We start from the raw sequence: 22,658 nt of genomic DNA, 5'->3' as shown, positions 1-22,658 counted from the left end.
TCTTTTTGTCACATTTCGGGGGTATTTTCTCGAATAATTTGTCACATTTCGGGAGAAAGGGTACAAAAATCCCATACCATTTCTCCTTCTGCCAATCATTTGACATCCCGACCACATTGCATAAAATTACTTAATTTCCACCAAATAATTTGCATCAAACTTGGAGTTCACTACATTTGTGAAAGTAAAAAAAACGAATGAATCCACGCGATAACATATTAGATTTAATCACAAAAGACGAAAGCGGTGCGTTCCGCCTTCTTTTTGAAAGGTATTATGACAATCTTTTACTATACTGTTATCATATTTTAAACGATCTTGAGGCAGCGGAGGATATCGTACAGGATTGCTTCTTCAGCTTGTGGAACAACAAAAGACTTCATTCTTTCACGGGTGATTTAGACCGATTTATCTTTAAGATGGTCAAAAACCAAGCATTCTTATTTTTGAAAGAATATAAGAAGAGGTTTGACGCACACTCCTCCTTTTTCAAGGAAAACGACACGTACGAGGATATGACCGGGGAGGAACATCAGGAGGAAATCGAACTACTTTACAACACGATAGACCGTCTTCCCGATAAATGCCGGAAGGTATTCTTGATGGCTTGCCTGAATGATAAATCGTATCAGGAAATTGCCGACGAATTGGGAACAAGCATCAACACGGTGAAAACTCAGATGAAAACCGCCCTCAAATTTTTGCGTGAAAACCTTCAAGAAGAACACTTCTTATCAATTTTACTTCTTTTAACAGAAAAACTCTAAATTCATATCACCCTTTTTTGCCGTTTTGAAAATATATAAGAAAACAACGGCAAATTATGAAGGAAAACATAGATGACATATTAGCGAAAATCCTAAACAAAGAACCACTTACGAAGGAGGAAAAGCAATTGTTGGAAGAATGGAAACACGCTACTGTCCGAAACGAGAAGGTCGAAAAGATCATTCAAAAACTGGAACATCAAAAAAAGATTCTGGATAAACACCAGAAAGAAGCCGTCGCTTTTACTAAAGTAGAAAAACGAATCCGTCAAGCGAGAAGAAAACGCCAATTCATCTATTGGTCGTCTTGTGCTGCCGGAATCATCTTGTTGGTCGGTTTCTTCCTTATCTTCCGACAAGAAAATACACCCGGCAAAGAAGCCGACATCAATCAAACCTACATTTCCGGTTTATCCCTCCATCGCCCGACGGCAGAACTGATTATGCCCGACGGGAAAAAACGTCTTCTCAGCCAAAAAACAAATACCGTTATCGTGTCCGATAGCAATAAAGAGATGCGTACCGACAAACAAACCTTGATTGTCAAGTCCAACGAATCGGAAATCAGAGAAGCAGAATACTACACGATGAACGTCCCGTTGGGAGCGGAATATAATCTGGTTCTCCCGGACGGAACAAAGATATACCTCAACGCGGGGAGTTCACTGCGCTACCCCGACCAATTTATCGGGGGAACAAGAGAAGTATATTTAATCGGAGAGGCCTATTTCGAAGTAACACCCGATTCCTGCCACCCGTTTATCGTGCACACGGGAGAGGTCGCCGTACGTGTATTGGGAACCGCTTTCAACGTAAATGCCTACCCGGAAGGAGCATGGGTGAAAACGACATTGGTAGAGGGGCGGGTCGAAACACAATGCGGCGATAACAATTTTGTCATGAAACCGGGAATGCAAGTCGCTTACAACAAAGAAACCCGAAAAGCAGACTATTTCCCCGTGAATACACGACAATACACCTCATGGAAAGACGGTTACTATGAATTTGAAGATATGCCGTTAGGAGAGTTAATGCAAATCTTCACCCGTTGGTACAACGTGAATATCGAATTTGCCGATTCGAATTTAAAGGAAATAAAATTCAGCGGACGATTAAAACGGTATGACGATCTCTTACCCTTGTTCAAGATGCTGGAATACACGCGTGACATCAGATTCATTGTCGCGAACGAACGGATCATCATTCAAAAGAAATAAAAAAATACAGGTTGAAGACCTGATCAATCCTCAACCTGTCATTATTCACCCATACAACCGGAATCCTTGCAAGAAACGGATGTATAAAATGTTAAATTATTAATTCACAAAACTATGAAAAAAAAGCGAGACTATGCATTACCAAGGAGTTGGAATTCATGGCGAAAGATGTTAATCTTTAAAAATTTTCTCGTAATCTTATTTCTAGGTGTGTACACTGCCATTCCGGCGAGTGCGCAAGCCCAACAAAGGACAAAGGTAACTCTTGACCTGAAAGATGTCACCTTGAACGAGATCATTGCCGAGTTGAAAAAGCAAACAGATTATGACTTTTTCTACAACAGCGAATTGGTAAAATCTAAAGGTAAGATCTCCGCAAAAGCTGAAAACAAAGAGGTCAAACAATTGTTGGATGAGATTCTTCCCAAACTGGGATTGGAATACACGGTACAACAAAGTTTGATTTCTATCCGGGAAAAAACGAAACCGGAAGTAGAAATGATCTCCGTTACCGGAAAAATCGTGGACGAAAAGGGGAATACCCTCCCCGGGGCTACCGTAATTATTCAAGGAACAACCCAAGGAGTTGTCACAGACGCAGACGGACGCTACACGATTAGCGTGCGCCCAAACGACGTTCTACGGGTCTCGTACATCGGTTACAAGACTGAAGTCGTGGAACTCAAAGGGAAAACAAAAGTAAACGTCCGTCTGAATCCCACAGCCGAAAACATCGAAGAGGTTACTGTCGTGGCTTTCGGTGAACAGAAAAAGGAAAGCGTGGTATCAGCCATCACCACCGTGGATGCAAGAACCTTAAAATCTTCAAGCAGCGATTTGACATCCCAATTTACCGGAAAGATTGCCGGTATCGTCGGCTGGCAGACCGGAGGGCTTCCCGGGGCTCTGACGGAAGATGAAATGAATACCAAATTCTACATCCGGGGTATCACCTCTTTCCAAAGTAAAGCCAACATTGATCCCTTGATCTTGATCGATGGGGTGGAATCTTCCAAACTGGATCTTTCCCGTATGGTTCCGGAAGATATCGAAACGTTCAGCGTGATGAAAGATGCATCAGCTACTGCCATGTACGGTGCTCGCGGGGCAAACGGGGTAATCCTTGTAACCACCAAAAAAGGACAGGAAGGTAGTGTTTACACGTCCGTTCGGTACGAAGCGGTAGCAAGTATGCCAACGAGGGAAATCGAAGTGGTTAATCCGATCAACTACATGAAGATGTACAATCAAGCATTACTGGCACGTAACCCGTCAGCTACGCCACAGTACAGCGTAACCCGTATCGAGCGTACCGGTTCTCCCCTTTACCCTTCTTACGTGTATCCTGCCAATGACTGGTACAATATCATGTTCAATGACTACTCTATCAACCATCGCGCCGGATTGAATCTCCGGGGAGGTTCCCGTTTAGTACAATACTACGCTTCAGTGAATTATGTCAGAGATGAGGGTATGTTGAAAACAGAACGTTTGAACCAGTTCAAATGTAATATCGAAAACAATACATTCTCTTTCCGCACGAACCTGAATATCGATCTGAGCGCAGGTATCCGCCTGAACATCAATTCCTCGGCAAACCTTGACAAGTATCACGGTCCCTTAGCCGATGTTAGCCAAGCTTACTATATGGCTTTCAACGCTTCCCCGGTGGATTTTGCAGCAATGTACCCGGGTGATGAAACATACGGATGGCCGCATCTTCGCTTCGGTTCTCTAAATAACAAAACAAATAATCCTTACTTGGAACTTCACAAGGGATATAAAGATCGTCGACGTTATTCCGCCGTGGCACGAGCAGAGTACATTCATAACTTATCCCCCATCCTCAAGGGATTGGAACTACGAGCATCCGTCTCGGTAAACTACACGGGATACTATTCCACCGGTTACAAGACCGAACCTTACCGTTACATATTAAAAAACTATGATTTTGAAACCGGTGTACACACGTTAACTGCAATAAACCCGGATGAGGCATCCAGAACATTGCAAGTGGACACGCAAGATCGAAAGAATACAGGTAGTTCTGAAAACACCCAAATGAGTTACGAGGTACGGGGACTACACGTGGCAGCTTGGGGCGAACATCAGACCAGTTTAACAGCTGTATTCAACGCACAAGAAACGACCACCTCATCGGCCTCATCCGTGCTGAATGGTATTCCCCGCCGGAACATGGGATTCTCTATGCGTGGCACCTACGGGTTCCGGGATAAATACTTCGCGGAAGCCAGTTTCGGCTACAACGGTTCCGAGCGTTTCGCCGATAAACACCGATTCGGGTTCTTTCCGGCAGCAGGAGTGGCATGGATTGCCTCTAAAGAGAGTTTTCTAGCCAACCACACGGCTCACTGGCTCTCTTTCCTGAAATTTCGATTCTCTTGGGGTAAAGTAGGAAATGACGGAGTAATCAACGAGCCGCATTTCACTCATTTGCCATTGCTAACACCTACGCAAGCGGCAGATCCTTCACCCAACGGAAACAATCTACAAACCTATGAAATATCATCTTATCCCAACGATAAAATCACGTGGGAAATCGCCGAACAAATGAATCTTGGTATAGAAACCAAATTGTTCGGAGGTATCGTAGAGATCAATGCCGATTTCTACCAAGAAATACGCCACAATATTCTCGACTACCGTTACACCATGCCCGCGACAACGGGGTTGGAAAAACTACAGATCGGTAACGTGGGTAACGCACGCTCCCGGGGTATAGATCTTTCCGGCAAGATTCAACACGCCTTCACTCCGGACTTCTGGATGATTTTGAACGGGACATTCACTTACAGTAAAGCCATTTACAAAGATATAGAAGAAGCTACCGACAAACCGGAATGGCAACGTAAAAAAGGACAGGAATTATCCCAGCAAATAGGTTACATTGCTGAAGGTCTGTTCCGCGATCAAGCAGAAATCGACAACTCTCCGCACCAAGGCGGCGATGTAATGCCGGGAGATATCCGTTATCGGGATTTGAATAACGATGGAGTAATTGACGTGAATGACGCCACCTATATCGGTTTCCCGACGACACCCCGTGTCATTTACGGTTTCAGCGGCTTCTTTAACTTCAAAAATTTCGAGTTCAGTTTCTCTTTCCAAGGTTCAGGCAAACGAGCGTTCTTTATGAACCCGATGGCGATCAGTCCATTCGTAGAGAACAGGGCTATGTTGAAAGCTATTTACGACGACCACTGGAGCGAAAATAACATGAAAGCACGTCCTTTCTGGCCGCGTCTTTCCACTCAATCCATAGAGATTCACAATCCGCAGGAAAATTCGGGAACCGGTGCCGAGCAACGTAGATCCACTTATTTCATGCGAGAATGCAGTTTCTTGCGTTGTACCTCTATCGAATTGGCTTATAATTTACCGCAAAACTTATTAACCAAACTAAAGATGCAAAGTATCAAATTTTACACCCGTGTTAACAATCCCTTCTTGATCTCGAACTTTAAAGTTTGGGACGTGGAATTAGGAGAAAACGGTTTTAATTATCCGATACAGCGTACTTGGTCGGTCGGATTGAATATTAGTTTCTAATTTAAATACACGTGATGATGAAAAAATATTTATTATCAATATTATGTACTATTCTCCTACTTTCCGGGTGCAATTACTTGGATATGGTACCCGAGAAAGACATCGAAACCATAGAGTCTATCTTTGAACAGAAAACGAAGGTAGAACAGTGGTGGAAAGCACTTTATAGTGACTTAAACATCTTATTTGCAAGTTTCAAAACCAACAATGCCTACACGGGAGCCGATGAATTCGTTACCTGTCAAGCTTTATACAATGCAGCTTCATATCTTGCTCTCGACGGCTTGAAAGTAGCCAATGGTCAACAAATGTCACAAGACACTTACGGTACAATATGGAACCAAATGTACATTGTTATCCGCAGGTGTAATATTCTTCTTGAAAACATCGATAAAACATACAACATCAGTGAAGAGGATCGTGAATGGTGGCGGGCAGATACAAAAGTGTTAAAAGCTTTTATCTATTTCGAATTGATACGCCACTACGGTCCTATCTGTCTGGTTCCCCAAAATATGCCGGTGGATTTGGACGTGAAACACTATCAATTACCTCGCCAACCCGTGGATACTTGTTTTAAAGAAGTTATCAGACTATTGGACGAAGCGAAAGACCATATCCCCACGTATAATCAACGGTCAGAAGTCTACGGGCACACGTTCTGTCTTGAAGCATTATACGCCTTAAAAGCCAAAGTATTGCTTTATGCCGCTTCCCCGCTGTTTAACGGGAATGCATTCTATTCTGATTTCAAAAACAAAAATGGAGAACCGCTTTTTAGTGCAACTTACGACCGGAATAAATGGCTACTGGCAGCAGAAGCTGCAGACAAAGCTGCCGAAATTTGTGCCGAAGGAGGGAAAAGTTTGTACTCGGGACAGACTTCCAAAAAAACAAAACTGTTAAACACAATGTCCGACATTGAAGCCAGCGTGTATTCCCGTTTTAATAACCAAGAATTTTTACTGGAGTGGAAATACCCGGATCAATTCTATATGTATATTTTACCTCGATTAATAGGCGATCCGGTAAATTACGAGTCATCCGCAATGGGTTGCCTCTCCCCCTCGATGAAGATGGTCGAGATGTATTATACCGTGAACGGGCTACCTATCGAATCCGATATGACTTGGAATTACAGTAACCGTTACAAATTAGGATTCGAAAGCAGCAGGGCTTACGAGGATGTTGTTGCATTGAATAGTACAATAGTAAATCTTCATTTGGCAAGAGAACCTCGTTTTTATGCCTGCATCGCGGGCGACCGGATGTATTGGCAACGCGGTACAAACACGGGGAATGTAGACTTTAACTTACTTGTTGAGGCTCACAAAGACGAAGAACCTTGGGGTACTCAAGCAGACTTTCTTGTTAGTAATGACTGGCAAAATATCAATGGTTACTGGTTGAAAAAACATCTTTTCTCATGGCTTGCCACCCAAAATTACGCAGGCGGACTTCAAAACGAATCGGCACCCATTATTCGTCTTGCAGAAGTTTATTTGATGCAAGCCGAAGCCTGGAACGAGTATTTGGAGCAACCGGACAACCGCGTGTACGACCCACTGGATAAAGTACGGGAGCGGGCAGGCATATTACCGGTACGGGAAGCATGGCGCACCTATTCCAACAACCCCGCAAAGGTAGATTCAAAAGTAGGGATGCGGGATATTATTCATCAGGAATATAATATCGAATTCGCTTTCGAGGGACACCGGTATTGGAACATACGTCGATGGTTAAAAGCCCAACAAGTTATGAACGAAAAACAATATGGTTGGAACATCCTCGGTACATCAGCCCAAACATTTTATAACAACGAAGAGGGACCTATCGTGGTGTGGAGTAAGAATAAATTCGTGGCTCCGCGAGATTACTTTGATCCACTCAACGCTGAAGAAATATTAATCTCGGGAATGGTTCAAAATCCGGGATGGTAAATGAATTTTAGATTGTAGATTTATTACTTAAAAAATAGAATCATGAAAAATTCAATATGGTTATTATTACTGATATTCAGCCTTTATTCCTGTAATGACGACGATAAACTCTTTAATGTATCGCCGGAAGGTCTGGAAGTCAAGTTTACTCCCGTGGCAGGAGGAGCAATGATGCATTACACTCTACCTGACAATAGGGATATTTTTGCTATGAATGTTCGCTACACGAACTCTCAAGGACAAAAGGTATTGAAAACCTGCGGTTACAGTGGTGATTCACTGCTACTGGACGGTTTCACGCAAGCACATGAGGTTACCGCCAATATTTCTTTCGTGAATAGAAGCTACGAGGAGTCCGAATCCCGTGAATATCAATTCAAAACACTAGACAGTGCACCTTGGGCTTTTTTCAACGATATACAAGTAGCTTCTGCATGGAGCGGTTTTCAGGTCATCTACAAAAGCCCTTCGGTCGTAACCGGAATGGCCCACGTTTTTTATCTTGGTACCAATCCTTTAACTAACGAACCGGATACTATTCTTGTAAATAGCTTCCCAATCAGCCGGGGTGGGGACACCTTAGTTTTCAAAGTGCAACAAGAAAGACCGAAAAACACAATTATCATTCGTACAGAGGATTTCCAAGGTTTTCGGGTAAGACAGGAAGTATATCCGGATATTGACGCTTTCCTATCGGAACAATGGACTATGACGGCATCGGATTTCATAAGTGGTCCCACCAGTGTAGAAAATTCAAAAGCAAAAACAGGCGTGCAATACTTGTTTGACGGTGAACTAAGAGGAAGAGAACGCTTCCTTGCCTCCACTCATCAAAATCCGATAACACAACCGTCCACGGAAATATTTGCCTCTTATCTGGCAGGACCTAACGCTCTTGACAAACCCATTATACTCGACCTGAGAGAGCAAAAAACACCGGCATGGATTCGTATGTATGCCCTATGCCCCATGCATGCCAACGTACCGGCAGGACCTAACGCAGAATTGGGAACATCTTGGAACGGTTGTTACGAGGATAAACTGCCCTGCCAAGTAACCGTCTACGGTAATAAAAATTCCTCTGATCCGGAGGACGCCGGATGGGAATATTTAGGACGTTTAAACCAAGATCCCTACGCCTCGACTGAAAAAGACAAATGGACGTATAAATCATTAGAACTAATGTATGCTCCAAAAACTGTAGATGAACTTGACAAAATGGATCCCTACTATGTGGATATTTCATTCCCAGCCCTGAACAACACTTACCGTTACTTGAAGATAATGGTACATGATACATTCAGAACAAGGCTATCCTCAACCAATACAAATAGGAACGCTTATTTTACGTTACATGAATTGGAAATTTTCGTGAAAAAGAATTAAACCATGAGAAAAAGAAAATACATATTAAACTTATTTGCAGCGGCGGCATTGTTTGTCGGATGCAGCGAAAGTCTGGAAGACACGTACAGTGATTATTCCGGGGACGGAAATATCCACTACGTGGCAAAATGTACAGATGTTCATGCCATACCCGGATGGGAACGATTAGTAGTAGAGTGGGTAAACGGTACGGATGCAACTATAGAAAATATCAAAATAGTGTGGTCGTGTGAAGACCGCAAAGATTCGGTTTCGCTTCCTAAAGAAACCACTTCTTTCGAACTGAAGAATTTGATAGACGGGAATTACCGTTTTGATATCTGTGCGGTAGACAAAGAAGGAAACGAATCTTTGAAAGAAACAACTTACGCCCGTCCCTATACACGAGATCACGAAGTAATGCTCGCGTTCTCGAGAGGGGTCTTAAAAACTTACTTTCTGGATAATAGTATCGTTTTCTTTTCCGATCAGTGGAACGAGAATATCGATACAATAATAATTCGATACAAGAATACGCAAAAGGAAATCAAAGAATACGGTTTTGACAAAAAAACAAGTTATGGCTCTCTCATCTCAATCATGGACGTGAGCACAGATCCCGCGGATTCGATTTACGTTTTACGGAAAGGGAAAGTAGAGGATTGCCCGGATATAATAGAATTCGAGCCAATTGTTCTAAACCATAAAAAAACCTTTAGTGCAGGGTTCGCGTATGCCATTCAACGACGCTACGGCTACTCGATAGACACAAAAGAAAACGAGGAACAGTTCGAGAAATTTATTAATGAAGTCGAAGAATTGGAAATCGATTACAACATAGAAACTTTTGAAGATATACTCTATTGTCCGAACTTAAAAAAACTTGTGTTAGGCAAAAATCGTTATTTCAAACAAGACGCCAATTCGGAACAAAGCCAAAGCCAATTAATGGGATCTATGGAAAAAAGTATACAAGTATTGGATAAAGCCAACGAATTGTTAGGATTAGAGATTGAATATTACGGACACGAGGGTTTTCTAGCACACTACTTCGGCGGGGACGACCTCCCATATATGACATACAAAGGATATCCCCAATTACCCGAACTGGATATTATTGACAAAGAAGCCTTCAAGCCATTCAATGATGGAAATATAATCTCCTGTATCCCGACAGATCTTTACGCTGAATTGGATAATCTTTTGGACGACAATCCTCAAACTGTATGGGTAACGACCGCCACCAACTCATTGCGCAATTATGAAATGCTGATGGAATTTAAAGAACTGACCGAAATTCGCGGGGTTAAAGTGACACAACCCATGTATTATGCATGGAGCACGGCTACCTCTAATTTTGTTCCTTCGGTTATTTCCATACAAACTTCTATTGACGGGGCAATATGGGAAAATCTGACATTCTTTGAAGCCAACGACCTAGGAGAGGCTTCCGGTGAGGTTACATTGATGCCTGTTCACGAGGGAACACGCCAAGTACGCTATATCAAGTTCAATTTACGCGATAAAGCTGACAGCCAAGGAAGTTGTAAAGTTAATTTAGGAGACATTCTTATTTATAAATAAGATATCATAATAACGACCGCTCCGGCGGTCGTTATTCAAACACAACCAAAAAGTATGTTAAAAATAAGTCATTTAACCAGACTCTTTTTTAGCGGGATTCTACTATTGAGCTTCTCCGGTGTATTCAGTCAGGAGCAAGAGGATAAACTCTTGCAACTGATGAAGCAGGAATTGAAATACAGCATGGAGGAGTTAAAGAAACAGGAAAATATCCCCTATTACATGAACATGCGGGCGATGGACGACTACACCATAACGGTGGTAAGCTCGTTCGGGGCTGTAACTACCGCCAACGCAAACCGCACACGCACTCTAGTACCGCAAATCCGTTTGGGAAGCCCGGAACTGGACAATTTCAAGTATAATATGCAGGGAGGATTTGCCGGACCTAACGCACAAGGAGCACAGGGCGTAATTTTACCCTTGGATGATAATGCTTCGGATGCCATCCGGGAAGCGATCTGGCGGGAAACTCTGCAACGTTACGAGTATGCCCGTACCATGTATGATCAGGCAAAGACTCGCACCACGGTAAGCGTAGAGGACGAAGACAAAGCACCGTGTTTCTCTGAAGCGCCCGTGGAACATTACTACGAAGCTCCCGTGGCTGCCGGAAGACAAAAAATGGATATTAAACGGGCTTGGGAACAACGAATGGACGAGGTTTCCGCCGTGTTCAAGACTTGTCCCGAATTGCGTCAAGGATCAGCCAGCTTTAGTTTTCAAGTATTACGCACCTATTTCGTGAACAGCGAAGGAAGCGTGGTCGTGCAGAACCGGGTATCCACTCGGGTAATGTTAATGGCATCACTGAAAGCAGCTGATGGGATGGAGTTACCATTGAACATGGATTATTTTGCCTACACGCCGGACGAGTTGCCGGATAACAACCGGATGGTCGCAGATGCACAAGATATGATCAAACGCTTGCTGGCACTGCGTGACGCACCGGTAGCCGACCCGTACACGGGACCTGCCATTCTCTCGGGACCCGCGAGCGGCGTGTTCTTTCACGAGATTTTCGGTCACCGTCTGGAAGGTCACCGTTTGAAATCGGGCGGTCAGACCTTCAAAAAAATGGTTGGAGAACAGGTATTGCCCGCTGAGTTTCAAGTGTATTGTGACCCCTTACAAAAGCGTTATGCCGACACGGATTTGTACGGTCATTACGTGTACGATGATGAAGGCGTGAAAGCTCGCCGGGTGGATAACGTGGTGAACGGTGTGCTGAAAGAATTCCTCATGAGCCGGGTACCGTTAGACGGTTTTCCGGTGAGCAACGGTCACGGGCGTACCTCCGGGGGAGGCGATCCTGTTTCCAGACAATCTAATTTAATCATCGAAACCAATCGTCCCTACACGGAAGACGAATTGCGTGCCATGCTAGTGGAAGAAGCCCAAAAGCAAGGAAAAGAATACGGTTATTATTTCCGCACCGTAACAAGTGGTTTCACGTACACGGGTGAGGGAGGAAGCCTGAACTCGTTCAACGTGACTCCCTTGGAAGTGTACAGGGTATTCGTGGACGGTCGCCCGGATCAACTGGTGCGTGGCGTGGATATGATCGGGACTCCCCTGTCAATGTTCTCGAACATCACAGCTGCCGGCAACAAACCGAGCGTGTTCACGGGCGTTTGCGGGGCAGAGTCAGGCTGGGTACCCGTGACGGCAACCTCACCCACGATATTCGTGAGCCAGATAGAAACACAACGCCGGGCACAAGCACGTGATATAGCCCCGGTTTTACCTTCACCGAAACCGGAAAATAAAGTTACCGGTAACACGGACGAAACGATTTTCGCGGCAATGCGTTCCGAGCTGGAGCGCAATAACGCGGCACTGATTTTACCAAACGGACCGAAACCTTACTATATCTCGTACACAGTGGCACGTTACCGTCGCTTCTCGGTAGCCGGTTCATTAGGAGGCATCATGTTCTCGAATGTTTCACCGTGGCAAATGAACGGAGGTACGCAAGTGATGCTCGGGGATTACCAACATAACAGCGATGTACAATATTCGGAACAAATCGCTCCCGCACAATTACCCTCGGAAGTGGATTACGACATCATTCGCCGCGGATTCTGGGAAGCATCGGATATGATGTACAAATACTCGCTGGGAATGATGGCACAGAAAGCGAATTACTTGCAACAAAATCCCCGATCACCCGAGGAATCTGCCTTGGCGGAAATGCAACAATTACCCGCAGTTACCCACGTACGGGAACGGGAAACAAAATTCGAGATCAATCAAGCCGCCTTGGAACAGCTTGTAACCGAAGCCTCGGCTGTATTCAAAGAGTACAAGGATATTTATAACTCCAGCGTGGCAATTAGCGGGACTGAAATAGACCTCTATCGGCTGACCACGGAAGGTGTGCAATTAAAAGAACCCGGCGGGCACGTGACCGTGTCGGTTTCCGCAGAGGCCCGTGCTGACGACGGTTCAACCGTGGGAGATTCTTTCTCGCTCTCGTTACTGAGTCCGGCAGAACTCCCCTCCGTCGAGGAGTTAAAAAAACGGGTGAGAGCCTTTGCCGAAGGATTGATGCAATTGAAAGCTGCGCCCCCGGTGGCAGAGTACTACAACGGACCGATCATGTTCGAGGGAGGAGCCGTGGCAACGATTCTGGCAAACAACCTCTTGTACCGCGGCGGATTGATCGCCGCCCGTTCACTCGGTCCGTCCCGGGGAGGACTGGAAGACCAATTCGGCAGCAAGATCATGGATGGTCGTCTGACGGTCAAAAATTACACGGCAATGAAAGAATACAACGGTACACCGTTGTACGGGCATTACGAGATAGACGGGGACGGTGTTACCCCGGAAACAGAAATGACTCTGGTCGAGAAAGGAGTGTTCAAAAAGATGCTGAACGGACGCATCCCGACACAGAAAGCCCCGGAAACAACAGGCAGTTCCCGCTTTATACTATTACCGCAAAGCCCGACTGTTACAACGGGAACCGGAACAATTCACGTGCAGGTGGAGAAAGGCACTTCCCACGAAAAAATGAAGAAGATACTGATCAAAGCGGCAAAAGAAGCCGGACAATCGTGTGCCTACATCGTGAGAGGAATTGCCGGATCGGCACTCGTGGTCTACCGCGTTGATCTCAAGGATGGAAAAGAAACCCGTGTCCGTACCACCGGATTCCGCATGCCCGACTTGACAAAATTGCAGAAAATCACGGCAATATCGTCAAAAGAAGAAGTAATGAATTACCTGCCGGATTACTATCCCGCTTCTATGATCTATCCTGCCGGAATGATCGTGGACGGCTTGGTAATCGACAAGGCAAGCCCGAAAACGGCAAAAGAACCGGCACTAAAAGTCCCGAGACAACGGGAACAAGAATAATCAAGTTATCCTTTTAACTAAAAATCTCCCGTGAAAATCAATCCGAATCAACACGGGAGACTTTTAAAAACGAACGAGAAGATGAAAAAGTTTTTATTTACCGTATGCATGTTATTCAGTTGTGTCATGTTATCCGTGGCACAAGGAGATAGTTACAAAATCGAGGGACGGTTAGACAACTCCGTCAACGGAAAATTACTGTTGGTTGCCAACACGGAAAACGGAATGATCGATATCGGCGAGGCCGTGATCACGAACGGAGCTTTCGAGTTTACAGGCCGGATGCCGGAAACGACATTGGTCTACTTGATGCCGGTCAAGAAAAACACTATATTGGCAGCCATGATGTTGGAGAACGCAGTTTACACGATTACCATGGGCACCAACGAACTGCTCGTGGAAAGTAGCGGTGAAGCCCAGAATATATGGAAAGAATTCAACGATCTGGACAAGTATCTGGCACAAAGCGAACAACAGCTGCAAGCACAAGCCCGGTCAAATCCAGCACAAGCACAAAAACTGCAACAGGATTTCAAAAAAATAATCACACAAGTAGAGGCAGAAGAATTGGCATTACTAAAAAAATACAACGACACGTACGTGGCAGCCTACGTCGTGGCAGCCAAATTGCCTCAAACTCTTGACGAAACGAAACTGGCAGAACGCTACGATATACTGGGAGAAAAGGCAAAAGCAACCATTTACGGCAAACAAATCGCTACCGAACTGGCAAAGATCCAAAAAATAGCGATAGGAGCTGTTGCGCCCAATTTCAGTGCCCCGCTATCCGATGGCGGCGTACTTTCTTTGTACGAAACAAAGGCAAAAGTAAAAGTCATCGACTTCTGGGCATCTTGGTGCGGTCCCTGCCGACGGGAGAATGTGAACCTGATAAAAATCTACAAACGCTTCCGCCCGAAAGGACTGGAAATCATCAGTGTTTCAATTGATGATAACAAACACGCTTGGTTAGCCGCAATTGGTCAGGACGGCTGTAATTGGAAAAACGTGTCCGACCTAAAAGGACAACATTCCGAAATCGCCGCCGAATACTGCGTGAAAGGCATCCCCTGCACCTTTATCCTCGACGAGGAAAACCGCATCGTGGCTAAAAACCTCCGCGGCAGAGAACTCGAGAAAAAGATTGAGGAAATGCTGAAAAAGAAGAAGGATTAGTACTAGAGTATATACTTGTCATTGTATTGGTTGGATAAATAGTATTCAACCGACACAATGACAAGCAATATATTAAATCACTGTTTTATAACTCTAAACAACCTCTAAAAATCAAGATTATGAACAAGAAATTTAAATTAATTTTTGGTAGTGTTGTCTTTTTGGCGGGTGCTTTATTAATTGTTCTCAGTCCATCACATTTTATTACAACGATACTGATGCTTATAGGTATAATTTTCATCCTTAATGCATTAATCAAAAGAAAGGTCGTTTTTTTAATAATATCCATAATATTGACAGTGCTGGCTATATTAGTATATATTAATATACATAGCTTCAGGAGTATCGAGCGTATTGAACAACAAGTAAACAAAGTAGAGTATATTGAAAATGAATAGTTAATAAACAAAATTCAATTTGCTCATTTTGTACACTAAAGTAATGTTTAACTAATTAAATTTATTGCCTATGGAATAATAAAAACAACTATTCACCAAATAGATATGAATTATCAATGAATAATACCTAATTCCCAATATTATGAAACTACTACTACTATTTTTGGTAATAAGTACATTGATCTGCTTATCGTCATGTGCATCGTTACATGAAAACTTGTCGAAAAAGGAACTTGAAGAAGCTGTCCGTGCAAAAATAGATAGCCGGAAATATAGAATTGATTTAACACCTCAGGCTTTTACCGGGGAAGAGGGTACAAACTTGTATATCCCGGAGTATTTTCAAGTGTGCGGAGATTCTATAATCTCTTGCATGATATATGATAATCCTTTTCCGGGTTCGTTCCCACCTAAAAATTATATACAACACATGCGAAGCGTTAAGTATGGAATTTTGGACTACAAACAAACAGAAACCCGACGAGGTCGTATAATTGTCAGCTTTTGGTATAAAATAAAATACGACGAGTATGACCCTTATGTGTTGGCAAAATATAAAGACAGGCTTGTACCTTTGCATTACAGATTAGAATTTGGTAAAACACCTAGAGTGCGTGTTATCCAACAAAATGGATACATGGTATTTGGAACGTTATCATTATAGAATGATGATGCCATAAATTCATTATCAACCAACAATTTATGAATTATGAAAGAATCGAATCTACTTATTTGGCTCTGTTTATTAATAAGCTGTTCTAGTATTCCTGAAGTCTCGGAACCAGAGATTGGCTACATTGACTATTCTTGTTGTACACAAGAAGAACTCTCTCCCAATGATCATATTTTACTTGAAAACGTAAAATTTAATGAAGGTAAACTCTCTTGTATACTAGATTTGAATTCAGCCTTGGAACAAGGAATTCCTAAAAAGAAATACAACTATTTCCTCGAGTATTTACAAAACGAGAACCAAAAGTTTGAAAGATATTTAGAGGCCGGTGCAATTGTATTTTACAACGGGGAACCATTTACTCGAAACGAAGAACTTTACAAATATATTGAGGACAAGGAAGAACCGTTATCAAGGGCAACTTACAATCACGCAACTCCACTATGGAGGCAGGAATTTACAGGTCGTTATGACGGAATCATACCAGAAGAACATGCAAATTTCAAAGGACCATCTAAAATCGGAGTTTCTAAATCAAATGGAGGAGGCTCTTTTGAATTGAAAGAGGAATTTAAAAAACTCACGGCATATATAGGAGGAAACGCAAGTTCTGCAACATTCAAATGGGGATTCGGAAACGACGTATTGTGGAATTGGAAAATAAAATATTTTGGTCCATTATATACGAAAACTACGCTTATTTTTACGGGACTTTGGGAAGATCCCATGCCGGATTTTCCTTCAAATGATTTTATAGGTAAAAGATTATGGTGGAATAACATGCCCACTTATGTAATTCTAACACATTATAAATTAGATAACTACATCGAGATTTATATTGAGTCAACAGGAGATTTTTCCGCACAAATTTACAAAAAAATAAGCAAAGATTATGTTTTCTACAATTCAATTAACGACTTCCATGGTTATACAAAATCTCGCATGTCAACCCCTCCAGAACAAACGTTCTGGATCGTAATATACCGTAAACAAATTGTAGACCAAAAAACCTCATGGACCTATTTAGGAGATATGGAATATCGTTATCCCCTTCATTGGAATGGGTGGGAGTAAAATCATCGCTAACTTCAATTTATGAAATCATGAAAGAATCTAAAATCATTTTATTTGTATTTCTAGCTTGCTTCAGCATCACCGTCCCGATAGAAGTTTCGGGACAAAGCATAGTGATTATCGGGCAAGACTCTTTTGAAATGTACTCCAACCCCTTAAAAGCAAAACAAATCCTGCATGACAAAGTATATGAACGCATACCCGAGGGTGACTATATCCGGGATATGCCACCTTACGTGGCATGGTGGCGGTTACAGAATGACTCGTTATTTCTGGATAGAATCGTGGATTGTTACAGTACCGTACGTTCTGATAATCATAAAACCGTTTTAATGGATATAGAAGGCATATTCGATGCTTACCTGCAAGACGGAAAGATTTTTGCCTCGTGGTATAGCGGGGAGTTGGACGTCGCAGGTGGGGAGTGTATATATCAGGCAGGAATGGGATTCCGATCGGATTACGAAGATCAATGGATATACCGGGTAGAAAATGGATGCGTTGCATCTAAAACGACATACCGTAATGAAAGAAGGGAGACAGCCCTTTCGGACAACATTGTATCTTTAATAGAAACCCTATTTAACGGAGATCGCTTTCCCGAGTTAGCAGATAACTACGTGATTGCTAAAGTACAGGTAATTCCCCGCCCTGACGGTTCCATCGACAGCCTTGGTCTTGCCATTCGCGTGGTAGCGGATAAATCCTCTATCAGTCAAGTGAGAGATGATGACGGGCAATGGATAGAAAATGATTTTTCCAATCCCTACATACAAGAATTGAAAGAATGTGTGCTACTTGTACCCGCATGGGACTACGTGAAACTCCGCGGTCAAGTGCATCCCATGCCGGGATGCGAATTGAGGATATGGGAAGGCAAGGGATGCAAGGATGTCTGTTCTAATTCTTTTGACAACTGGGCATTCATCGACACGCTTTCCGCGAACGGGAAAACCTACAAGTTAAAAAATACCCCTCTCCAATATGATATGAACCTTTATGCCCGAATACGTTCCCGTTTGCGGGATGAGTTCATTCCCTCTTGTTTACGGGGATATACCGCTAACTGGGAAATCCGGGATGGCAAACTCTACCTCATCTCGATCCGGGGAGCGAAATCCAGACAGCCGCTCCCTCTTGATGTCATTTTTCCCGGGAACAACGGAAACCCGATAGAAGCAACATGGTACACAGGTGAATTATATTTATCAACTGGGAATGACTTGGAAAGGGGCAACTCTGCCCGGAGAAACACATCTTACAAAGTGAAAAAAGGAAAGATTATCAAGTAAACGGTCTTCAACAATTGTTATATAGTCGGTGTTTGTGTGGAGGGGGAGCCTGACCTGTTTGGCTCTCCCTCGTGCTTACAGAAGAAAAGCTCATTATAATCTCGACCTCGGGAAATTTTCCCGACTTTATCCAAAATAAAAAAACGCATATAGAAGATAGGCCCCGGGATACGGATAAGCAATATTGATTTTTACGGTTATTCATTGAAAGCATGATAAACGAAATTGCCCGCCGGTGAGTTCTTCACGAGGCATAAAAATCAATAATATGGAAAATAAAAAAACAGGAACAAAAACATCATCCAACGAACCCCGGTACGGGGGTGAACACGTGTTTATCTGGGGTGAAGGCTATTGCAAGCGAGCCTTGTACGCGGATATACTTTACGTGCAGGGATCGGGCAGTTACAGTACATTCCACTTCACCGACGGAACTCAAATAATTGTTTCCTACTGCCTGGCAATAACCGAACGGTCGTTACCGGAGAGCAGTTTCGTCCGGGTACACCAGAGTTTTATCCTTAACTGGCATTTTATCGACACGCTGGTAGGAAATTCGGTGAAAATAGGGAGCGAGTGGTTCCCCGTCGGAAGGGCTTACCAGAAGCGTTTGCAGGGAACGTTACATTTCTCGGAAATTTCCCGGAAAACCCGCAAAACAGAATCATAGTATCAATAATCTAAAATAATAACCACACCTCGCGGGTATATTTATCGGCGGGATTCCGTGGAAAAGTTTACCCTTCACTATATTCAGAATCCCGGGAACAATACCCGGTGTAGAACCGAAGTGCATTCGATGAAATAAGGGTGTAATAAGGGATCAAAGACGTTTCACCTTCGATACAAAGACGTTTCAAAGACGTTCGGGGGCGTAGGCGAAAGGTCTTTGACCCGGGAGTGCCGCGGGAATGATTTTTTTCTACCCGATTTCTTCCCCGGGATATCGAAAGAAGTTACGGGGTGAGCGGTTTTTTGTCGGAATTCGACGTTAAATCGTCGAATTTAAAAAGATAACGTCGTTTTTAAATTAGAGTTGCAACACGGTAGTAGCAGGCAATATCTTTGTCCCGGACAATGGGAGAAAAGGACGGAGGGGAAAGAAAAATAGTAGTAATGAATTAAAAAGGACGAAGAATGGCAAAAACGGAAGAATCTATTCGAGGGAAAGTTGGAAACACGGTATTTTACCGGGTAGGCAACGAAACCCGGGTGAGAAGTACGGCGTCAAATTATATTGACGCGGACACGGTGAAACAGCGGGCAAATCGTTCCTGCCTGAGAGTGGCAGTACGTTTTTATCAACACCTGAAGGGGACTATATTACAAGAGGCATGGAAAGTGGCGGCGGGAGGCTCCGGGATAAACGGTTACAATGCATTCATGAAACTGAACATGACGGTGTTCCGGTCGGACGGCAAGATCGGGGATTTCTCCCGCCTGCAATTGTCCGTGGGGCTGTTGCAAAAAGCGAACCACCTGAAAGCCACGGTCGCAGACGACGACACGGTGACACTGACATGGGAGAAGGGTATGGATGTGCCCTCGGCACGGGAGAATGACGGCTTGGTGGTAGTCGTACTGTACGCGAATCGCTCTTTCTCGCCCGTGTTTATCGATACGGACAGCGCAACGCGAGGGGGCGGGAAGGCAATATTCCGCCTGACACGGAAACAAGGTACGGCAGCCCATTTATACAACTTTTTCAAGGAAAAGGAGGGGAAGGCGTATTCGGCGAGCCAATACATTCGAATTTAAGATTTATGATTTAAGATTTATGATTTTATTGATTCAGTGATTTACATTTTCAATTTTCAACTTTTAATTTTCAATTAACATGAAGAGAGTGATTAACAACATCGAAAAAGGAGAAGAAATAACCCTGTTATTACTGCGGCAACTGAAAGAATACCGGCAGGAGGTAAGGTTAGCGATAGAAACGGCGGCAAACGTATCGCACAGATTGATGACCGCGGCGGAAGTTTGCAAGGCAATGAATATCTCCGCCCACACCTTGCGCCGTTACGAGAAGTTGTTCGCTATTCCCGTGCGGAGAGTGGGGAACAAGAAGTTTTACTTCGAGGCAGAGATCAAGAATAGTATTGTCACGGGATTGAGATGGTGGAAAGAGTAAAGGGCGTTGTCAGTGCGGTCGGCGGGGTGATCGACCGACTGACGCTCCCGGCGAGGGAGAAGAAGCAATTGGAAACGGATTTGCTGCGAATCTTTATCGAGTGGGAAAAGCGGGTAATGGAAGCCCGTGCGGCAGTGCTGACAGAAGAAGCCCGGGGTACATGGTTACAACGATCGTGGCGTCCGTTGGTGATGTTGACATTCGCCTTGATTGTTCTCGCGGGGACATTCACGAGCCTGCCCATGCTCGCCGACACCTCCCGCTTTTGGGATTTGCTGGAAATCGGGTTAGGCGGCTACGTGGTGGGAAGAAGCGGGGAAAAAATCGTGCAAGCCTTCACGGGAAAAAAACGCTTCTAATTTTTGATTTATGATTTACGATTTATGAGTTCATTTTCAATTTTCAATTCTCCATTTTCAATTGTTAACCACCGTTTGGTGGGAGACGGGGTAAGGCATCTGGTGTGCGCGAAGAACACGCGTAAACTTGTAGGACCGGATATGATTGTTTTACATTACACGGCGGCAGCGGGTAGTGAGGCGGCGGCAATTTATCTGACAAGACCTGACGTAAGCGCTTCAGCACATCTGGTGATCGGGCGGGAGGGAAAGATCATTCAACTGGTGCCGTTTGACACGGAAGCGTGGCATGCCGGACGGAGTTGGTACGCGGGGCGTTCGGGACTGAATCGTTATTCCATAGGGATCGAACTGGATAATCTCGGCTTATTGCGGTTACGTGAAGGGTTGTTTATTGCCGAGTGTGGACGGAGCGTTCCGCCGGAGGAGGTTTACACCCATGACTCGAACGGGAAATTAACTTACTGGCATCGTTACACGAGGGTACAGGTACAAGCATTGATGAAGGTATGCGAAGTGCTGGAAGAATATTACCCGATCAAAGACGTGGTGGGACATTCGGCTATCACGACAAGGAAAATCGACCCGGGACCGGCGTTGGAATCCGCGCTGAGGGAATGATTTATGATTTTAGATTTTAAATTTTAGATTGAACTCCCTCCCGGCTTCGCCGTACTCCCTCTATAAACAGAGGGAGAGCTGAATTACCTTATATTATTTGGTTCGTGAAGTTGAGGGAGCAGTTCATTTTCAATTTTCAACTTTCAATTATTTTATGGCAGAATTTAATTCTTATTTGTTAGGTAAAGCGAGAAAATCAGTTGGTAACATCACGTTGTGTTACACGAAAGGGAAGAACATCGCGAAGGCGAAGGTGTTCTCGAGGAAAGACAACCCGACACCGGAGATACTGGCACAGCGGGCAAGGATGAAAGCATTGGTGCAACTGGGACGGAATCTTTTACCGGTGATCCGCAAAGGATTCACAGGTATCGGGAAAGGTTCGACGTCAAACGCATTCGTGGCAACGAATCAAGAGGCGATCTTGGTGGACAACAAGAACGTGGCAACGGTGGACTTCGAGCGGCTGCGGGTGGCAACGGGGTTACTTACTCCGCCGAAGGTGACAATGGCGTACGACGAGGAGAGTAAGAAGTACCAGTTCACGCAGGAGGTACAGGAAGAGGAAGACGGGTACGCTTCCGCGGAGGACAAGGTGTACGGCGTGTTGTACGAAACGGAACGGGACAGGTCAAGGCTAGTGATGTTGAGAGCCCGCGGCGAGAGTGGCAGTACAAGTTACGCGCTCCCGGAAGACTGGGATAGCACGAAGGTGAAAGTGTATTGCTTCGCCATGCTGAAGAACGGGAAAGGAGCATCGGACAGCGTACTGATTTCTTGATTTATGATTTCTGATTAGGTGATTCCTGCCGCACGGGGCTTTGCTTTTGTGTGGCTGAATCCTCTTTCATTTTCAACTTTCAATTTTCAATTGTATGAATTATTTTATGATAGGAATGTTTTCGACGCTAAGTTTAAATTCAGTGTTGTCGCAAATGGCGGATCATTTTTTCGCCGGGGTAGTAAGTATCGTGGGCGGAGTGATTAGCTCCATCGTTGTCGCCCGGGTGAAACGGCGATGGAGACGACGACAGGAATAGTGGTAATAGATTCCGATTCGGCACCGAACTGGTGCCGAATCACAAAAGAAGCATAGTATTGTTAAGTACTTGTTACTCAAACACG

Annotated in this window: 19 protein-coding genes; all 19 read left to right on the top strand. The window is 44.1% G+C overall.

The genetic code is table 11. The features are described from left to right. Window positions 1–197 precede the first annotated feature (197 nt). The 19 genes from ACK8P8_RS14370 to ACK8P8_RS14280 all read left to right on the top strand — a co-directional run bounded on the left by ACK8P8_RS14370 (window position 198) and on the right by ACK8P8_RS14280 (window position 22,573). Entirely contained in the window at window positions 198–767 is a 570-nt protein-coding gene (locus ACK8P8_RS14370) for an RNA polymerase sigma-70 factor (protein WP_186976058.1), read from the top strand. Between the two features lie 56 nt (window positions 768–823). Further along, window positions 824–1,984, top strand: a complete 1,161-nt coding sequence (locus ACK8P8_RS14365; protein WP_186976059.1) for a FecR family protein — start codon at window positions 824–826, stop codon at window positions 1,982–1,984. 114 nt (window positions 1,985–2,098) lie between these two features. Then, window positions 2,099–5,554 (top strand): TonB-dependent receptor, encoded by a 3,456-nt coding sequence (locus tag ACK8P8_RS14360; protein ID WP_410025998.1) that lies wholly within the window; start codon window positions 2,099–2,101, stop codon window positions 5,552–5,554. Between the two features lie 14 nt (window positions 5,555–5,568). Further along, window positions 5,569–7,494 (top strand): RagB/SusD family nutrient uptake outer membrane protein, encoded by a 1,926-nt coding sequence (locus ACK8P8_RS14355; RefSeq protein WP_410025997.1) that lies wholly within the window; start codon window positions 5,569–5,571, stop codon window positions 7,492–7,494. A gap of 42 nt (window positions 7,495–7,536) precedes the next feature. Continuing rightward, window positions 7,537–8,880: a DUF4959 domain-containing protein gene (locus ACK8P8_RS14350; RefSeq protein ID WP_410025996.1), complete on the top strand. Its 1,344-nt coding sequence runs from the start codon at window positions 7,537–7,539 to the stop codon at window positions 8,878–8,880. 3 nt (window positions 8,881–8,883) lie between these two features. Then, window positions 8,884–10,443 (top strand): DUF4998 domain-containing protein, encoded by a 1,560-nt coding sequence (locus ACK8P8_RS14345; RefSeq protein ID WP_186976063.1) that lies wholly within the window; start codon window positions 8,884–8,886, stop codon window positions 10,441–10,443. Window positions 10,444–10,497: 54 nt separating this feature from the next. Continuing rightward, on the top strand, window positions 10,498–13,806 hold the full coding sequence (locus ACK8P8_RS14340) for a metallopeptidase TldD-related protein (RefSeq protein WP_410025995.1): 3,309 nt from the start codon (window positions 10,498–10,500) through the stop codon (window positions 13,804–13,806). Window positions 13,807–13,887: 81 nt separating this feature from the next. Continuing rightward, on the top strand, window positions 13,888–14,982 hold the full coding sequence (locus ACK8P8_RS14335; protein WP_186976065.1) for a TlpA disulfide reductase family protein: 1,095 nt from the start codon (window positions 13,888–13,890) through the stop codon (window positions 14,980–14,982). A 119-nt stretch (window positions 14,983–15,101) separates the two neighbouring features. Next, the gene (locus ACK8P8_RS14330) at window positions 15,102–15,380 is read left to right on the top strand and encodes a hypothetical protein (RefSeq protein ID WP_186976066.1); all 279 of its coding nucleotides are present in this window, start codon (window positions 15,102–15,104) and stop codon (window positions 15,378–15,380) included. Between the two features lie 142 nt (window positions 15,381–15,522). Further along, on the top strand, window positions 15,523–16,044 hold the full coding sequence (locus ACK8P8_RS14325) for a hypothetical protein (protein ID WP_186976067.1): 522 nt from the start codon (window positions 15,523–15,525) through the stop codon (window positions 16,042–16,044). 45 nt (window positions 16,045–16,089) lie between these two features. Then, window positions 16,090–17,127, top strand: a complete 1,038-nt coding sequence (locus ACK8P8_RS14320) for a hypothetical protein (RefSeq protein WP_186976068.1) — start codon at window positions 16,090–16,092, stop codon at window positions 17,125–17,127. 29 nt (window positions 17,128–17,156) lie between these two features. Next, complete coding sequence (locus tag ACK8P8_RS14315) at window positions 17,157–18,419, top strand: hypothetical protein (RefSeq protein ID WP_186976069.1); 1,263 nt, start codon at window positions 17,157–17,159, stop codon at window positions 18,417–18,419. A gap of 268 nt (window positions 18,420–18,687) precedes the next feature. Further along, a complete protein-coding gene (locus ACK8P8_RS14310) occupies window positions 18,688–19,089 on the top strand; it encodes a LytR/AlgR family response regulator transcription factor (protein WP_186976070.1) in 402 nt (133 codons plus the stop codon). 467 nt (window positions 19,090–19,556) lie between these two features. Further along, a complete protein-coding gene (locus ACK8P8_RS14305) occupies window positions 19,557–20,177 on the top strand; it encodes a DUF6266 family protein (RefSeq protein WP_410025994.1) in 621 nt (206 codons plus the stop codon). A gap of 79 nt (window positions 20,178–20,256) precedes the next feature. Then, entirely contained in the window at window positions 20,257–20,553 is a 297-nt protein-coding gene (locus ACK8P8_RS14300) for a MerR family transcriptional regulator (RefSeq protein ID WP_186976072.1), read from the top strand. Beyond that, window positions 20,538–20,912 (top strand): 3TM-type holin, encoded by a 375-nt coding sequence (locus ACK8P8_RS14295; protein ID WP_227216520.1) that lies wholly within the window; start codon window positions 20,538–20,540, stop codon window positions 20,910–20,912. The genes ACK8P8_RS14300 and ACK8P8_RS14295 overlap by 16 nt, the downstream gene beginning before the upstream one ends. A gap of 24 nt (window positions 20,913–20,936) precedes the next feature. Continuing rightward, entirely contained in the window at window positions 20,937–21,533 is a 597-nt protein-coding gene (locus ACK8P8_RS14290) for an N-acetylmuramoyl-L-alanine amidase (protein ID WP_410025993.1), read from the top strand. Window positions 21,534–21,687: 154 nt separating this feature from the next. Then, on the top strand, window positions 21,688–22,314 hold the full coding sequence (locus ACK8P8_RS14285; RefSeq protein ID WP_227216510.1) for a DUF6266 family protein: 627 nt from the start codon (window positions 21,688–21,690) through the stop codon (window positions 22,312–22,314). A gap of 94 nt (window positions 22,315–22,408) precedes the next feature. Then, complete coding sequence (locus ACK8P8_RS14280; RefSeq protein WP_410025992.1) at window positions 22,409–22,573, top strand: hypothetical protein; 165 nt, start codon at window positions 22,409–22,411, stop codon at window positions 22,571–22,573. The last annotated feature ends 85 nt before the right edge of the window (window positions 22,574–22,658 follow it).

The organism is Butyricimonas muris (assembly GCF_046365375.1).
Classification (GTDB): domain Bacteria; phylum Bacteroidota; class Bacteroidia; order Bacteroidales; family Marinifilaceae; genus Butyricimonas; species Butyricimonas muris.
The sequence above is the reverse complement of the archived record's forward strand: the minus strand, read 5'-3'. Positions and strand labels throughout refer to the sequence as shown.

Coding starts and splice junctions, on each gene's coding strand:
- ACK8P8_RS14370 (WP_186976058.1), top strand. CDS start 198: ATGAATCCACGCGATAACATATTAGATTTAATCACAAAAGACGAAAGC.
- ACK8P8_RS14365 (WP_186976059.1), top strand. CDS start 824: ATGAAGGAAAACATAGATGACATATTAGCGAAAATCCTAAACAAAGAA.
- ACK8P8_RS14360 (WP_410025998.1), top strand. CDS start 2,099: ATGAAAAAAAAGCGAGACTATGCATTACCAAGGAGTTGGAATTCATGG.
- ACK8P8_RS14355 (WP_410025997.1), top strand. CDS start 5,569: ATGATGAAAAAATATTTATTATCAATATTATGTACTATTCTCCTACTT.
- ACK8P8_RS14350 (WP_410025996.1), top strand. CDS start 7,537: ATGAAAAATTCAATATGGTTATTATTACTGATATTCAGCCTTTATTCC.
- ACK8P8_RS14345 (WP_186976063.1), top strand. CDS start 8,884: ATGAGAAAAAGAAAATACATATTAAACTTATTTGCAGCGGCGGCATTG.
- ACK8P8_RS14340 (WP_410025995.1), top strand. CDS start 10,498: ATGTTAAAAATAAGTCATTTAACCAGACTCTTTTTTAGCGGGATTCTA.
- ACK8P8_RS14335 (WP_186976065.1), top strand. CDS start 13,888: ATGAAAAAGTTTTTATTTACCGTATGCATGTTATTCAGTTGTGTCATG.
- ACK8P8_RS14330 (WP_186976066.1), top strand. CDS start 15,102: ATGAACAAGAAATTTAAATTAATTTTTGGTAGTGTTGTCTTTTTGGCG.
- ACK8P8_RS14325 (WP_186976067.1), top strand. CDS start 15,523: ATGAAACTACTACTACTATTTTTGGTAATAAGTACATTGATCTGCTTA.
- ACK8P8_RS14320 (WP_186976068.1), top strand. CDS start 16,090: ATGAAAGAATCGAATCTACTTATTTGGCTCTGTTTATTAATAAGCTGT.
- ACK8P8_RS14315 (WP_186976069.1), top strand. CDS start 17,157: ATGAAAGAATCTAAAATCATTTTATTTGTATTTCTAGCTTGCTTCAGC.
- ACK8P8_RS14310 (WP_186976070.1), top strand. CDS start 18,688: ATGGAAAATAAAAAAACAGGAACAAAAACATCATCCAACGAACCCCGG.
- ACK8P8_RS14305 (WP_410025994.1), top strand. CDS start 19,557: ATGGCAAAAACGGAAGAATCTATTCGAGGGAAAGTTGGAAACACGGTA.
- ACK8P8_RS14300 (WP_186976072.1), top strand. CDS start 20,257: ATGAAGAGAGTGATTAACAACATCGAAAAAGGAGAAGAAATAACCCTG.
- ACK8P8_RS14295 (WP_227216520.1), top strand. CDS start 20,538: ATGGTGGAAAGAGTAAAGGGCGTTGTCAGTGCGGTCGGCGGGGTGATC.
- ACK8P8_RS14290 (WP_410025993.1), top strand. CDS start 20,937: ATGAGTTCATTTTCAATTTTCAATTCTCCATTTTCAATTGTTAACCAC.
- ACK8P8_RS14285 (WP_227216510.1), top strand. CDS start 21,688: ATGGCAGAATTTAATTCTTATTTGTTAGGTAAAGCGAGAAAATCAGTT.
- ACK8P8_RS14280 (WP_410025992.1), top strand. CDS start 22,409: ATGAATTATTTTATGATAGGAATGTTTTCGACGCTAAGTTTAAATTCA.